This window comes from Arsenicibacter rosenii, assembly GCF_001870735.1.
Taxonomy (GTDB): domain Bacteria; phylum Bacteroidota; class Bacteroidia; order Cytophagales; family Spirosomataceae; genus Arsenicibacter; species Arsenicibacter rosenii.
The window spans coordinates 281802-296349 of the sequence record NZ_MORL01000001.1 but is presented as its reverse complement, the minus strand read 5'-3'; the positions used below and the strand labels follow the sequence as shown (position 1 = coordinate 296349).

Annotated in this window: 13 protein-coding genes; 5 read left to right on the top strand and 8 right to left on the bottom strand. The window is 53.8% G+C overall.

Going from position 1 to position 14548, the window contains the following annotated elements; translation table 11 throughout:
• The first annotated feature begins 183 nt into the window (after positions 1-183).
• On the top strand, positions 184-1659 hold the full coding sequence (locus BLX24_RS01075; protein WP_071501232.1) for a glycine rich domain-containing protein: 1476 nt from the start codon (positions 184-186) through the stop codon (positions 1657-1659).
• A 253-nt stretch (positions 1660-1912) separates the two neighbouring features.
• Here the strand turns inward: BLX24_RS01075 and BLX24_RS01070 are convergent, their stop codons facing one another.
• Positions 1913-2377, bottom strand: coding sequence for a hypothetical protein (locus tag BLX24_RS01070; protein WP_071501231.1), 465 nt, complete (start codon positions 2375-2377; stop codon positions 1913-1915).
• A gap of 72 nt (positions 2378-2449) precedes the next feature.
• Positions 2450-3364, bottom strand: coding sequence for a helix-turn-helix domain-containing protein (locus tag BLX24_RS01065; RefSeq protein WP_071501230.1), 915 nt, complete (start codon positions 3362-3364; stop codon positions 2450-2452).
• 90 nt (positions 3365-3454) lie between these two features.
• Here BLX24_RS01065 and BLX24_RS01060 point away from each other — a divergent pair, with 90 nt between their 5' ends.
• The 4 genes from BLX24_RS01060 (at position 3455) to BLX24_RS01045 (ending at position 7658) form a co-directional block, all read left to right on the top strand.
• Complete coding sequence (locus BLX24_RS01060) at positions 3455-5332, top strand: glycoside hydrolase family 44 protein (protein WP_071501229.1); 1878 nt, start codon at positions 3455-3457, stop codon at positions 5330-5332.
• 52 nt (positions 5333-5384) lie between these two features.
• The gene (locus BLX24_RS01055; protein ID WP_071501228.1) at positions 5385-5744 is read left to right on the top strand and encodes a hypothetical protein; all 360 of its coding nucleotides are present in this window, start codon (positions 5385-5387) and stop codon (positions 5742-5744) included.
• 384 nt (positions 5745-6128) lie between these two features.
• Entirely contained in the window at positions 6129-7130 is a 1002-nt protein-coding gene (locus BLX24_RS01050; protein WP_071501227.1) for a sulfite exporter TauE/SafE family protein, read from the top strand.
• Positions 7131-7145: 15 nt separating this feature from the next.
• Positions 7146-7658: an HPP family protein gene (locus BLX24_RS01045; protein ID WP_071501226.1), complete on the top strand. Its 513-nt coding sequence runs from the start codon at positions 7146-7148 to the stop codon at positions 7656-7658.
• A gap of 42 nt (positions 7659-7700) precedes the next feature.
• On the opposite strand, the gene BLX24_RS01040 is transcribed toward BLX24_RS01045, so the two are convergent.
• The 6 genes from BLX24_RS01040 to BLX24_RS01015 all read right to left on the bottom strand — a co-directional run bounded on the left by BLX24_RS01040 (position 7701) and on the right by BLX24_RS01015 (position 14328).
• Positions 7701-8267: a carboxymuconolactone decarboxylase family protein gene (locus tag BLX24_RS01040; protein ID WP_071501225.1), complete on the bottom strand. Its 567-nt coding sequence runs from the start codon at positions 8265-8267 to the stop codon at positions 7701-7703.
• A gap of 14 nt (positions 8268-8281) precedes the next feature.
• Positions 8282-8836, bottom strand: coding sequence for a carboxymuconolactone decarboxylase family protein (locus tag BLX24_RS01035; RefSeq protein WP_071501224.1), 555 nt, complete (start codon positions 8834-8836; stop codon positions 8282-8284).
• Positions 8837-8853: 17 nt separating this feature from the next.
• On the bottom strand, positions 8854-10068 hold the full coding sequence (locus BLX24_RS01030) for an MFS transporter (RefSeq protein ID WP_071501223.1): 1215 nt from the start codon (positions 10066-10068) through the stop codon (positions 8854-8856).
• A gap of 49 nt (positions 10069-10117) precedes the next feature.
• Positions 10118-12910: a TonB-dependent receptor gene (locus BLX24_RS01025; RefSeq protein WP_071501222.1), complete on the bottom strand. Its 2793-nt coding sequence runs from the start codon at positions 12908-12910 to the stop codon at positions 10118-10120.
• 92 nt (positions 12911-13002) lie between these two features.
• Positions 13003-13572 (bottom strand): carboxymuconolactone decarboxylase family protein, encoded by a 570-nt coding sequence (locus tag BLX24_RS01020; RefSeq protein WP_071501221.1) that lies wholly within the window; start codon positions 13570-13572, stop codon positions 13003-13005.
• A gap of 192 nt (positions 13573-13764) precedes the next feature.
• The gene (locus tag BLX24_RS01015; protein WP_229201665.1) at positions 13765-14328 is read right to left on the bottom strand and encodes a hypothetical protein; all 564 of its coding nucleotides are present in this window, start codon (positions 14326-14328) and stop codon (positions 13765-13767) included.
• Positions 14329-14548: the final 220 nt, after the last annotated feature.

Genomic DNA, 14548 nt, shown 5'->3' with positions numbered 1-14548 from the left:
CTTTTGGCCAAATCGGGGTCTATTTTGGCCAATTCGGGGTCTGAAAATCTGCCTTTAGGCCGAATCAGGGTCTATTTTGGCCAATTCGGGTCCTGCCGTCGGGTCTATCTTTGGCCCAGACGGCAGAAGCGATCCGGCTCCTGCACCGCTAACTTTTTCACTTACTTACCAAACCTCTTTCACATGCGTACACAAGTACATAAAAGGGAGATAAACCCCTCAGCGCAACAGACTCTCCACACAAGGTTATTCGTTATCCTGCTCATCTGCCTGGGCCTTTCGCCGGCACTGTTTGCTCAAACCAGTCCCCAAACCTTTACCTACACCGGGGATGTACAGACTTTCACTGTCCCGGCGGGGGTAACCACTCTCAGCGTGGTAGCCAATGGCGCACAGGGGGAGGGTGTGCAAAACTCTCAACTTTCGATACCTATTCCGACATTTTATCCCGGTGGTAAGGGTGGCCGGGTAGCGGCTACGCTGACGGTTACGCCCGGTCAAAATTTAAGTCTGTATGTAGGGGGCATTCCCTTCAACGGTGGAGGGAATGGTTCATTCAGTAAGGGTGGAGGAGCAACCGACATCCGGATTGGGGGTTCTGACCTCAGCAATCGGGTATTAGTCGCTGGTGGGGGCGGGGGGGCTGGCAATGTTAGGGAGGGTGGCGTTGGTGGTGGGCTAATCGGTGGCGTTGGCGGTGGGTACAACGATAGTGGTGGTGGTGGTGGCGGGGGAACCCAATCTGCAGGAGGTAAGGGGGGAGACTCAGACGGAGGTGTTACTCAACCAGAAGACGGAAAACTTGGCCTTGGTGGTAAAGGTAATAGTAGTGGTGGCGGTAGTGGTGGCGGTGGGTACTACGGTGGTGGTGGTGGTCAGTACTACTATCAGGGTGGTGGCGAATTTAATGCTTCTAGTGGCGGCGGCGGCAGTAGCTACCCCGACCCTGCCAACCTGCCATTGAATGGTGTCACCAGTGTGGTGCATGAGCAGGGCGTGAATGAGGGTACGGGTAGTATTACGCTAAGTTGGGTGGCGGCCCCTCCTTCGGCAACCGTTTGTATATCAGGAGCTACGGGTGATTGCTCTGTGGCTAATGGCACCTATGTGGAGACAACTTCATTTCCGACACTCCCAATACCTGAAACTATTAAACGAGCCCTGCAAAATACCACTACGGGCGTGTACATGGTGTATGGTAGCTTAGGTAATTTGAGCGCCTGGATAATCAGAGATACGGAGAACGAATACTTCTATCAGGATGGAGAAGATGTGAATACAATTCCTGAAAGTAACTGGAATACATTAGATTGTAACTCAGATATTACCGTCACAACAGGCGCATGTCAGGCACCGGGCATTGATTGCGGACAGCCGCAATTAGCCAGGGCCACTTCCATGACGGTTTCCAGCCCACTGGGCCCCAATAACTGTTCGGTAACGTTAAAGGGTACGGGCTACGGTACGGGCTACACTTTCACAGGACCCGGCGGATATGTCTTCAGTGCGGTGTACCGGCAAGTGGGCAGCTATGCCATCAACGGCCTGAATGTAACCCAGCCAGGTACCTACACCCTGAAGGTAACCTATTCCGATGCCTGCGGGCAGAGCACGTCCGACACAATGACCTATCTCGTAACGGGATCTGCCTGTAGGTAAGGAATGCCAGCGCTGAGACAGAAAGAATGAATGACAACAACAGTAATATCCCAAAACCACCTTCTTCCGATTATAGATACCGGATTACAGAACTGAACTTGCAACATTTGACTGGAGACTTTTTTTTCAGATACGCCAAAAACCGTAAGAAATAAGTTTTTTATAACCACGGAGGACACGAAGGTTGGCAGAAGATCCACAGCGTTTAGTATACGTTGTGTTGCTCCGTGCCTGCCTCTGTGTCCTCCGTGGTTTAAAACCCTCTCAGCAGCGGCCGGTTGGCGAGCGGGGAGAAAGGCCACGGAATGGCCAGGAAAATAATAAACAGACCGGCGGCAAACCACACCCCCATCGTCCGAAACTTTTCCCGGTCGGTTTCCGCCCGTTTTGCCTTCGCCGACCCGATGGTAATGACCATGATCGCCAGCAACATAAGCGCAAAGTGAATCACACTGAAAAACAGAAGGCCCATCTGCCCCGAGGCAGCCTTCGGGTTGTCCCAGAAGGCGTTGACAACCGGACTTTTCAGGTATACCGCAAACCCCAGCAGCAACTGAATGTGCGAGATCGTGGCCGTCCAGTGCCGGATTGAATTGTCATTTTTTGAAAAGCGAGCTCCGGCCTGTATTCCCCGGAAAGCGCGGAATATGGCATATAACAGGCTTAGGAGGACCAGCCAGCGGAAAAAAGAATGAATAACTAAGGCCGTTGAATACATATCAGGTAATAAAAACAGAACTACAAATATCTCCCCCATCTGTCGGACCAGCTAGGACAGATAGCGACAGTTTCAGGACTTTCCAATCCATTTCCGGTACTGAAGCGGTGTCGTTCCTTCATACTTCCGGAACATGCGGGTAAAGTACGACGCATCAAACAGCCCGACTTCGGCCGCCACCTGACTGACCGTCAGCGGGCTGTTGGCCAGCAGCACTTTTGCTTCCAGTACAATGGCCTCGTCAATCCAGCGCGTCGGCGATTTGCCGGTAATGGCCTTTACGGTTTTGTTCAGGTGATTGGGCGTTATGCTCAGCATCGACGCATAATCTGTCACAAGGTGATGCGTCCGGAACTGAGTCATCAGCAGGGCTTTGAAGCGGTTCGTGATCGTGACGGCACTGCCCTGCCGGGTGCCCGTCAGCGGTTTGTAGGCACGGTTCAGTTCACACAGTAATGCAATAAAATACGGCTGAATGATGTCGGGATGGGCCAGTCCGCTGGCCATATACTCAGCCATCAGCCGGTTGAACAGTTGTCCGACATAGCCCGATGCATCGGCCGGCAACTGGATACACCGGTTTCCCCAATGACTCAGAAACTCAAATTCCTGCATCAGTTCGCGGCCGGCAAATTTCCCGACCAGAAAGTCGGCCTGAAAGGCGCACAGATAGCCGTGGTTCAGGTCAATATTATCGAATGAGAAAACCTCACCGGCGGGTACAATCAGGCATTCATCCGCCACAATGCGGTACCGCTCACTGCCAATGTTCATAATGGCCTCGCCTTCGGTCAGGTAAATGATGGTATTGCCGAGCGAGCGCGTCGGGGGTACCGGCAACCGCATCAGCCGGATCATATCCTCGACTTTTACCACGAAAAAACGGGCATAATCCGGCCGCAGTATTTCGTTCAGTTTCGGCTTGTTCTGAATGAATTTTTCGCGGAACGATATGCCGTCATACGTCTTTATGGGATCATTTGTCATTTTTCTGGTACTATTCAGCGAAAGATTAGGGTTTACCCGACAGCAGCCTTTGGTGCTCCTGCTTAATTTTGAGCCGTAAACCCGATTCGTATGCGCGCGCTCATTATTGCCTTTTCTTTAGCCGGACTTTCTCAGCTTACCCTGGCACAAGCCGTCCAGATTCAGGTGGATGTGCTGGCGAACCGTAAGCCGGTATCTCCCTATCTCTACGGGCGCAACAATTCTTTGCCCGTTGATCCGCAAAAGCCCCTGACCAGGGCAGACCTCACACGTTTACAGGATGCGGGCGTCCGGTTTTTCCGCGAATGTACGGGCAATAACGCCACCAAATACAACTGGCGGCGAAAACTGTCGAGCCACCCCGACTGGTACAACAACGTCTATCCCAACAACTGGGATTTCGCTGCCTCACAGTTCACAACCTATTTCCCGCAGGCACAGGGCATGTGGGCCTTTCAGCTCATCGGTAAGGCCGCCAGGACGCAGACCGCCAATTTCAACGACTGGAGCTATAACCAGTCGCAGTGGTGGCAGGGTGTCAACCAGAATTTAGCGGGCGGCGGCACGGTCAACCCCGCCAGTACTGCCACCAAAGCCCTTAAAGACGGCAATCCGGATCTGTACCTCGAAAACTGGCCGGCCGACTCTACCGTCGGGCTCTTGACCCACTGGTTCGGGCCCGGTGGTTCAGGCTTTGATAAAACCCGCTTCCGGTACTGGAACATGGATAACGAACCCGAAATCTGGTCGGGTACCCACGATGACATTATGCCCGCACAGCTGGCAGCGGAAGCGTTTATTCAGAAATACGTTGAGGTGGCGCTGAAAGCCCGCAGCCGGTTTCCGGACATAAAACTGGTCGGACCCGTGACGGCGAATGAGTGGCAATGGTACAACTACGATAATAAACCCGTCACCGATGCCGGCGGGCAAAAATACCCGTGGCTGGAGTTTTTCATCAAACGCATCGCTGAGGAGCAGAAGCGCACGGGGGTGCGGCTGCTCGATGTGCTGGACGTGCATTTTTACCCCTCCGGCACCAAACCCGAAGAGGTGGTACAATACCACCGCATTTTTTTCGACCGGACCTATGCCTTTCCTGAAGCCAACGGCCTGCGCACCATCAATGGCGGCTATGATACCAGTCTCAATAAGGAATACATCTTCGGCCGTTGCCGGGAATGGCTGGCCAAATACATGGGGACCAGCCATGGCGTGGGGCTTGGCCTGACCGAAGCCGGCCTGAACGCTGCCAACAATGCTAACACTCAGGCCATCTGGTACGCCTCTACCCTCGGCGAATTCATGAACAATGAGGTGGAGCTTTTTGCCCCGTGGACCTGGCAACCGGGTATGTGGGAAGTGCTGCACCTGTTCAGCCGGTACAACCAGCCGGTCCGTGTCGATGCTCTGTCGACCGCCGAAACCCTGGTCTCGGCGTATGCAACGGCCAATGAAACCAACGACTCGCTAACGATTGCCCTCGTTAACCGATCGGCCGAAGCCAGACCCATGCAGCTTACCCTCAAGCACTTTACCGCGTCGGGGCAGTTTGCGTCGCTGCGGTTATTATCGAATCTGCCCGCGACCGAAACCTTTAGTTCACACAGCAACAACGCCCTGAAAACGAGCACAGTCCCTGTCAGTAACAATACCATATCGCTTGACTTACCGGCAATGTCGGTCATCTCCCTGCAGCTAACCGGCAGGCAGGCAAACGCGATCCTTGGCTTCGATCCTGCCACGGCCCTTGTCGTTGCCCCGAACCCGGGGACGTCGGGTTTTCAGTTAACGCAGCCGTTTACGGGCCATTGTACGGTGTTCGATATGGCAGGTCGGGAGGTTGCTTCGTTTGAGACAAAAAACAATCCGGTATTCGGGCAGACGTGGCCCGCCGGTACTTATGTGGCTGTTTTCAGGCAAGGCGACCGCCTTCTAAAGGCCGTCCGGCTGATAAAGCAGAACTGATTACAACCCGACAAGCCGTTTCTGTATCTTAGCGGATAAACTCTTTACCGTTATGCGTTTCCGCTTATGTATTCCCGCCTTGCTGGTTCTTTCCGTTTCGGGAAGCAGCCTGCTTTTTGCCCAAACCAACCGGAACGCTTTTCCGGATTACAAAGATATCCGGCCCGGTCACGGCGAAATTGTTGACCATCCGGCCGGCCGGCAATCCGGCTATTCGATCCGGTTTGATCCGTTCAGCTACCCGCCCGATTCGGTCATCTATTACCTTAACGGGAAGCGTTACCGGAATGCCCGCAAAGCAAAGCGGAAATTAGGACAAAAGGGGGTTGTCATCGAAGGGTTCTCGAACAAAAAGCAATCGGGGAGTGCCAAACGGGTCATTTCTATTGCGTATTCCGTTAAATCTGAATAGGAACGGCTACAATAGACAAAGCCCAACCAAGCTGGCTGGGCATGTTCCCTAATCACGCACATTTCTTTCAAAATGCACACAAAGATAACCAAAATCACTGATAATTAAGCCATTAATCGCAACATACTCACTAAAAAGCATAAGTTGCATTCACTGTTACATGAATAAAAAATTTTATCACCGTTCAATAAATAATTCATTTGTCTATTTTTCACAGCAATTGATTGCTTTCAATAAAAAATTGTCTTTTTCTATGGGCAACGCAATTAATTAGATACATCCATGAACTTATTGTTTTTGACTAATTAATTCCAGGCTACCGCCTAACCGGTAGCCATTCTGGCACGATTATGGATTCTTTTTTCGTGAATACATGAACCGTTTATGAAAAAACTCCCACTCGCCTATCTGCTTTTTTTCGCGATTGTCATGCCATCGTGGCTTTTTTACATGATCACGCAAAATGGCTTTTCTTTTTATCAGGAACACTGGCCCGCCTCAGTCACCATGTTTTTCGGTTCGTTTGTAGCCGGAGCCACGTCGGAGGGCGGTGGTGCCGTGGCCTTTCCGGTCTTTACCCTCCTGCTGAAACTGCCGCCACCGGTTGCCCGTAACTTTTCGTTTGCCATTCAGAGCATTGGTATGACTTCGGCCAGCCTGCTCATTATCAGCCTGAAAATAAAGGTCGACTGGAAAGCGATCCGGACCGTGACAATCGGCGGCATACCCGGTTTACTGTTCGGAGCGTTTTTTATCGTTCCGCTCATCAGCGGTCCCATGACCAAAATCTTTTTTGTTTCCCTCTGGCTGAGTTTTGCCTTTGCCCTGTATCTGGCCAACTGGAAAACCGGCCGCGTCACCACAAGTGGTCTGGGAGATCTGACTACCGCCGATTACGCACGGATTCTCATCTTCGCCTTCATCGGCGGTGTCATTACGGCTATTTTCGGCGACGGCATCAATATTTTTACGTTCTGCCTCTTCACGCTTTATTATTCAACCAGTGAGAAGATTGCAACGCCTACGTCGATCATTATCATGACCATTCACACCATTATTGGTTTCCTGCTGCACGTTTTTGTTTTACAGGACTTCCAGCCGGTTACGTTCCGGTACTGGATGTGTGCCATACCGGTGGTTATTTTCATGGCTCCGCTTGGTGCCTATATCATCAACTTCCTGACCCGCGAAACCATTGCTAATTTCCTGTATTTCACCACTGTAGTACAGTATATTGGCGCCCTGATCGCGCTGCGTCCCCCGCTTCCGGTTATTCTGACAAGCGTTGCCATTGTTCTGGGCGGCTTTCTTTTCTTCTGGTGGCTGTCGGTTATCCGGTCAGGGCGCGCGGCTCAGCCGGTCAAGTATGCAACTATAAATCAATAATCCGTTCTGACAGACATGCAAGCTGCTGTTCGCTGGGCTTTATATATTCTGGGTATCGAACTGCTGTTTCTCGCGGCACTACAGACAGATCAACTGGCTGTAGTGCCGCCGTTAGCAGCTACTATTGTCCTGCTGGCCGCTAACCCGCAGGGCATTTTTGCCCGTCCTAAAACCGTTTTACTCGCCTATGTACTGGTTGGTCACCTTGGCTTGCTAAACAGTGTGTTCTGGGGTAATAACATGTTTTGCCTGTTTGTGATGACCCTGCTGGCGGTCGCTCTGCTGGCGGCCGTTCCCTGCATCCATCCACCGGCCATTGCGATCCTGTTTCAACTCTCCAAAGCCCCCAATCCTTTTCAGACGTATCTGATTATGGCGGCACTCGTCATCGGCATTCTCGGATTTCATTTCGCCGCGCAGTGGTTTCACGCACAGGTGTTTCCCGAACAGCAACCCGGCCGGGTTCCGCTGGCAGAACCCAAATCATCCAGCTTTCCGACTATCTTTTCGGCCATAAAAAACGGGTAGCCTTTTGAATGGGCTACCCGTTTTGGTTAGTATACAGGCCGGTTATCCGGGATCGCTGGCGGCATATCCGTTGGCAACGACACCGGCAGCCCGCATTCTATAAAAGTCCGGAACATCAACCGGAGCGGTTGTGGCCAACCCGTCCACATAGCGGTTGAACATGCAGAAAGCAGCCGCAATCAGGACCGTATCATGCAGGTCGCGGTCGGTTGCACCAGCCAAACGGGCTGCATCAATTTGTTGCGCAGTCACGTGCTTCCCGCCCTTCTGAACGCTGCCGGCAATCGTCAGCAACGCTTTCATCTTCTCCGAAACCGGTGCCTGCCGGTAATCACATTTCACCGCGCTGACAAGCGACCAGTCCTCATCGCCCAGATGATGGCTGGCCACTGCGCCATGAATTGTCTGACAGAAATAACAGTCATTCTGTGATGAAACATATGTGGCTATCAGTTCGCGCTCTCCTTCACTGAGCGTTGAATCCGGATGGTGAGCGTTTGTTCTGAGCAATACATTGGCCAGGTCATTCATGGGTCTGGCGGTTTCGGGGCTGTAGTTCATCGGCCCGCGGATGCCCGGAATACCGGGCGGTAACGGAATATGTGGCATACGGGAATCGGTTTTTAGTGAGGCTTAGGTAATACATAGCCGAGGGTGCCCATGCGCTCGCCCATCGCCTCGTAGGCTGCCGGGTCGGTGGGTGTCAGGGTAGCCAACCCGTCAACGTAGCGGTTATACATACAGAACGAGGCAGCAATCAGCACCGTATCATGAATATCACCATCCGTAGCACCTGCCGCCCGTGCAGCTCCGGCTACTGCCTCCGATACCGTCCGGGCGTCTTCGGTCACATGCCGGGCAATGACCAGCAAGGCGTTCAGTTTGCCGGAAACCGCTGCCGTCTCCGGATCTGCCAATACCTGATCAACCAGATCGCGTTCCTGTCCGTAGAGGTAACGCGCTGCTGCGGCATGGCTGTTCCGGCAGAAGCTGGTACAGTTCAGTCCTGAGACGTAAGCCGCAATCAGTTCCCGTTCCGCATCGGTCAGCGTGCTGTCCGGTGAGCCCGCCCGTAGCAGCGCCTGCGCCAGTTCGTACAGTGGTTTGCCGGTATCCGGCCGGTAAAGTACCAGGCTTCGGATGCCCGGTGCATCGTTATTGAGTTGAATGTGAGCCATGTTAGTAAAGCGGTTGTTTATTTATCCTTGATTCTCAGATAGACCAGCAGGAAAGCCAGCAGAAAGGCGCCCGAAAAAACCAGCAGCGCATTGCCAAGTCCGCCCAGCAAGGCAACCAGTGAGCCTACAAAAAAGACCGCAGTCGCGGTAAAGAACCGCCCCACATTAAAGCTGATGCCCGATGCCGAAGCCCGGATGTGGACCGGGAATAATGCCGGGATAATGCTCGATAAAGCCCCCTGACTGATGCCGAAGAAAAGCGCCAGAAAAGCCGTTTCGGCATAGATAACCGCTGAAAAGGACCGATTGGTCAGAAACAGCAGCGCGCAGCCTCCCGTACAACCTGCAAAGGTCAGCAGCAAGGTTCGCCGGGTGCCCAGCCGGTTCAGCAGCATGCCGGATAACATTCCGCCGATAATGCCTCCGGTACCCAGCAGCATCATGGTAAAGCCGCGCTCCTGACTACCCGACCGGCCATCGGTCAACAGCGATTGTACCCACGTTGGTATCCAGGAAAACGTACCCCAGAGCCCGATCAGCACCGCGCCGAACACCAGCACGCCGGTCAGCAGATTGGCTTTATCGCGGGAGGTCCAGGTAACGGCGGTTTTTACCGATTGCCGGTGATCTGTCCAATGGGCCGACTCCGGTAATCCTGCCAGCATGGTCATCGACACCAGCACCGGCACCAGTCCGACCCAGAAGGCTTCCCGCCAGTAGACCAGCCCTGCATTTAAGATACCAGTCGTAACGATGCCGACCGGAAACATGACGGCCAGTACCCCCAGAACCACCGCCCGCTGTTGCGCCGGCCAGATTTCGGAGATATACACCGTAGTCAGCAGGAGTACGCCACCAACCCCGGCTCCCGTCAGAAAACGCAGCAGCAGCAGCACCTGCCAGTCGGTGACGAAAACGGTCATCAGCATACTCAGCCCATACAACGCCGTGACAAACGCCACGGCCCTGGCACGGCCCAGCCGGTCGCTGACAAAGCCAAATACAACGCCACCGGTCATCCAGCCATAGAGAAATGCCGCACTGATCCAGGCACTTACTTCGTCGACGCCTGCGGCGGAGCCTGAACGCTCCAGCAGTTCCGGTACCACCACCGGCAGAAAGGTAGCCATAAGCGTCGAGGCGGTACCTCCCAGCAGATACGATACGGCACACAGACCGAAGGCGAGCCACTTTTTTGTCTGAAGATCAGACGATAAGGTCATTGCTTCCATAGTAGTAGCAGGGCACTGCCAGCGGTCCGGCAGTGCCCGTTTTTGTTGCTTATTTCTGTAAACCAGCGTCAAATACCAGTGAGAGATAGTACAACCCACCCACGGCCGGCGACCCGTAAGCCTGAACCACGTAGCGGTTCGTCAGGTTCGACGCTCCCAGCTTCAGCACCGTTTTCGTGGCCGGCATGCGGTAACTCACCTGGGCATCCAGCAAGTGATAGGCCGGAACCTGACCCGGAATCAGCGAATTGAACGACCCGACCCAGCTGAAACTTTCCTGCCAGTGCCAGGCTACATTGAAACCGACATTAGGCAGCACGTTCCGGTGCCCGATGGTTACGTTACTTTTCAGGCGGGGCGTATTGAAAGCCGCTACGTTATTGGGGTTTGCATTCCGGATATCGAACGATGACCATGTCCCGTTTGCCCCGATCTGATAGCCGCTGTTGGTCCGGTAGGTCAGGCCAAGGGTAGCGCCCTGTGCCGATACGCGGTCGGGTGCGTTGGTATACAGCTGGAAGGCCTGAACGCGTCCGCTCAGCAGATCCTGGGCAGCGGCAGGGTTTGGTTTACCATCTGCCCCCAGTACCGGACTGTTTGGCCGGAGCACTACCGTATTCAGAATGAAGTTATCATACATCCCATAGTAGTAATTGGCATCGACGGACAGATTACCGGTCAACAGGCCGCGATAGCCCACCTCCATGCTGTTTACCCGCTCCGGCGCAATGTAGGGGACATTTGATTTCTGTAGTTTATCCTTATTGTTCAACAGGGCCTGCTGCGGTCCGACCTTGTTCACATCGGCCCCGAAACCGGCACCAAACTGATTGACACTGGCCGACGTAAAGGAGTTTTCGTACACGTTCATACCGGCACTGTTGCCGGGTGCACCACCCAGGATGGTAATCGGGCCTACGTTGAGTTTAATAAACTGGTCGGACGGGGTCGGGTTCCGGAAACCGGTCTGGTAACTGGCCCGGAAGTGATGACGATCCGTCACCGAATAAACGGCCGAGGCACGCGGCGTGAAGTAACCGGCAAAGTTCTTGTTCTTGTCAAAACGCCCCGAGACGGTCAGTTTCAGGCGGTCTGCCAGCAAGGATTTACTCACCTGCATAAAGGCCCCGAACTCATAATACTTAATCCGCCCGCCCTTATCATCAAACAGTGTGCCGTTGGTGAAGAGGCTGTATTGCCGGAAATTGCCGCCCACGAGCACTTCCGCCTTGTTGTTCAGGGCCGATGTCAGGTTATATTGCCCATCGGTATGCCACATACTGGTCTGGCTCAGAATCCCGGCCCCGTTCAGCCCCTGAATTCCCTCCAGCCGCTGTTTCTGGGCGTTGAATTCAGCAGTACCCGGCAGCAAACGCCCCTGATCGGCAAAGGCACGGGCTACCGTGTGGTCATTGCCCGCCACGTTCGGAACCGTGCCGGTATAGGCCGCCGAATAGCGGGTAAACCACATATCATCGGCCTTGTCCGGCGTAACCACGCTGCCGTTCAGATCCCGAACCCAGGTCCGGTTAATCTGCTGACCCAGTGAGCGGGTATTGAAGGAGTCATGTGAATCTTCGGCATTGCTGTACCAGCGTACAAAAAAGTCGCTGCCCTTGAGTTCTACGCGGTGCTGCATCAGCGAAAATCCGTTGACCGAGAACCGGTTTGAGCCCGTGTAGTTAGCGGTACCCTTGGCAAAGTTTGCCGCATAGATGGCTTCCAGCTTCGGGGTAATCCGGTAATGCAGGGCACCGTTCAGTTTCAGGCTATAGACATTGTAATCGGTCAGATCCAGTTCCTTATACCCCGTCCGCGACACCTGTCCGACGCCGGTCAGCGTTCTGACCACTTCATCCCCGTAACTATTAACGGCATTAGCTGCCGGATTCTTCGAACCGCGTTGTTCTACCGGCGTCGTCTGGTTTACGTCTGTGTAGTCGGTGGCATACCAGTCGAGCCCCCACATATAGGCCGCATTCAGTTTGATAGCCAGTTTGCCGGAAAACGCTTTGGCATAGCGGATGGCGTGGTCGTTATACATGGCGGCGTTGGTATTCGGGTCGCCGAGGTGATTGACCCCTGCTTTTGCCTGCACACTGAGTCCCTGGTATTTAAACGGATCTTTACTTGTCATCAGCAATGCCCCGTTAAACGCTGCCGGACCATACAGCGCCGACGCAGCACCCGGTACCAGTTCAACACGCTCGGCATCGAGGTCGCTGAGGCCAAACATGTTTCCGACCGAAAAGCCAAAACCGGCGGGCTGGTTGTCAACACCGTCGATCAGTTGCAGGAAGCGGCTGTTCCCCGTACTGGCAAACCCGCGCGTGTTGATCTGGCGATAGGTCAGGCCACTGGTTACCATGTCAACGCCTTTCAGGTTGTTGATCCCCTCATAAAACGAGGGCGAGGGCGTTTCCTTAATGCTGCGGGCATCCATTTTCTCGATAGTCACCGGCGCGCGGACCAGCTTTTCTTCGACCCGCGACGCGCCGACCACCACTTCCTGCAGGGTGCTGGTTGCCTGTTTCAGCCGGATACTCACCGCCTCACCGGCCGCCTTTACCGGTACAACCTGCGTTTCGTAGCCGATCATTGAAATGACCAGCGTGTATGGGCCTTTTCCGTCGGCAGCTAGCTTAAAAGCACCCGAGGCATCGGTTGTCGTTCCGGATTTGGTGCCTTTCAGCGTAATGGCAGCCCCGGTCAGCGGCTGATTTCCCGCCGGGTCCAGTACCGTACCGGTAAGCTGAACGCTCTGTGCATAGGTTATTGTGCAGAACAGGCAAAGGAGAAGCAGTAGCCACGCAGCACGCGCAGCAGATGTATAGAATGTCATAATGGTTTCTCTGATTTTTTTGGTTAATACGCCCCCTTCCGACCCGTTTTTACGGGTCAGTGGCAGGCAATGGGCAACATGTTTCCGGAATGTTATCCGTTCGTTTTGGCCGGTGCCGGATACCCGCCCGGCGGCCGGACATAGCCGCGGTGCACAATCCGGTCGCCGAGTATATCGTAATACGCGGGATCGGCCGGAGCTACCGTAGCCAGCCCGTCGACATACTTGTTGTACAGGCAGAACAGCGCCGCAATCAGCACCGTATCGTGGATTTCACGGTCGGTAGCGCCGGCCTTTCTGGCACGCTCAACGGCCTCTTCCGTCACGGCACTGCCCGGGGCCTGCGTCTGCGCGGCAATCTGCAGCAGGGCTTTCATCTTTTCGCTGACCGGAGCCGTTTCCGGATCGGCCAGTACCGCCCGGGCGGTTTGATCTTCGCCCAGCAGGATGTCGGCAGCCTTCGTGTGAGCGGCCGTACAGAAGCGGGTGCAGTTCCGGGACGACACAAGCGACGCAATCAGTTCGCGTTCGCCCTGGGTCAGGGTAGATTCTCCGCGAAGCAGAATCTGTGTTAGTTCGCGGATAGGCATAGCGGTATCAAGCCGGTATTCAAGCAGTCCGGTGATACCTGGTAAATGATCGGGTAATGGTATATGAGGCATGTGAAGAATTCGGTTTGTACGGGTATAATCAGGCTGCCAGCGGGTAGGTATACCCTTCTGCAACAGCGACTTTTGTATGTCCATGCATCGGTTCCGGCACGCAGCAATCACCCTATGCCGGTCTTACACAGACAGACATAGCTGTGCCGTACGTAACGAACGCAGCATAGCAACAGAAACCCTGAAACAAGGTTAGACAAACCGTGGCGGGGGCGAATGAACAGGAAGCGACCGGGTCGTAAACAGGCTGTTCCCTACGGGAATACGCGCATGGTCACGCCAGTCGTAGAGGAAGAAACAAAGTATATTTCTGGTATTCGGGGAGTATTCTTTCAGGAGTAATTTCAGCCAGTTGCTGGCCTTGCGTTCCGACTCTGACCGGGCATGAATCGTTTCCTTCATAAACGACAACAAATCCCGCTGCCAGAAGGAGGCATGCTTGTTTTCTAAACCGGAGACATACAATACATTGTTTTTGATCTCCAGGCTGACAACGTCAAAATAATGGCCCCGGTAGGTAAACCCTTCTTCGGTAGCCTTCAGAACCCCTTCTCCCGTATCATGATCGGTCAGGGCAATCTGAAACTCAACGAGACTGTCGACGGAGCGATAAACGGTCAGCCGTTTCGAAAGGTCATGTTCTTCCTGCCACCAAACCCCCAGCGAAACCAGAACAGTACCCAGGGCATGGTACAGCAGCAGGGTCAGTAACCCTAAGCTGATGATTCGCCGTATCCAGGAATTGTGCAGTTTCACGTTGATTGAACAGAAAAGAAACGTTGATTTTTAAACGATGCCTGTTGCTTTTATTATGGCAAGTTTACGCAAAAAATACTTAGCAATTAGTATGCCATAAACACAATCCCCCCCGTCTCATCTTCTCCTGGTGGCGTCTCATCTTCCAAAATTTTCCGTACCCATCCATGTATCGGCCGTCATTTTGTGCCCGCTAACCAATTTCTAAGCTAAAGTCGGC

What these genes read in the sequence shown, in the direction of transcription:
- BLX24_RS01055 (WP_071501228.1), top strand. Translation starts at nt 5,385, where the DNA reads ATGCGTTTCCGCTTATGTATTCCCGCCTTGCTGGTTCTTTCCGTTTCG.
- BLX24_RS01075 (WP_071501232.1), top strand. Translation starts at nt 184, where the DNA reads ATGCGTACACAAGTACATAAAAGGGAGATAAACCCCTCAGCGCAACAG.
- BLX24_RS01050 (WP_071501227.1), top strand. Translation starts at nt 6,129, where the DNA reads ATGAAAAAACTCCCACTCGCCTATCTGCTTTTTTTCGCGATTGTCATG.
- BLX24_RS01060 (WP_071501229.1), top strand. Translation starts at nt 3,455, where the DNA reads ATGCGCGCGCTCATTATTGCCTTTTCTTTAGCCGGACTTTCTCAGCTT.
- BLX24_RS01065 (WP_071501230.1), bottom strand. Translation starts at nt 3,364, where the DNA reads ATGACAAATGATCCCATAAAGACGTATGACGGCATATCGTTCCGCGAA.
- BLX24_RS01030 (WP_071501223.1), bottom strand. Translation starts at nt 10,068, where the DNA reads ATGGAAGCAATGACCTTATCGTCTGATCTTCAGACAAAAAAGTGGCTC.
- BLX24_RS01035 (WP_071501224.1), bottom strand. Translation starts at nt 8,836, where the DNA reads ATGGCTCACATTCAACTCAATAACGATGCACCGGGCATCCGAAGCCTG.
- BLX24_RS01025 (WP_071501222.1), bottom strand. Translation starts at nt 12,910, where the DNA reads ATGACATTCTATACATCTGCTGCGCGTGCTGCGTGGCTACTGCTTCTC.
- BLX24_RS01020 (WP_071501221.1), bottom strand. Translation starts at nt 13,572, where the DNA reads ATGCCTCATATACCATTACCCGATCATTTACCAGGTATCACCGGACTG.
- BLX24_RS01070 (WP_071501231.1), bottom strand. Translation starts at nt 2,377, where the DNA reads ATGTATTCAACGGCCTTAGTTATTCATTCTTTTTTCCGCTGGCTGGTC.
- BLX24_RS01040 (WP_071501225.1), bottom strand. Translation starts at nt 8,267, where the DNA reads ATGCCACATATTCCGTTACCGCCCGGTATTCCGGGCATCCGCGGGCCG.
- BLX24_RS01045 (WP_071501226.1), top strand. Translation starts at nt 7,146, where the DNA reads ATGCAAGCTGCTGTTCGCTGGGCTTTATATATTCTGGGTATCGAACTG.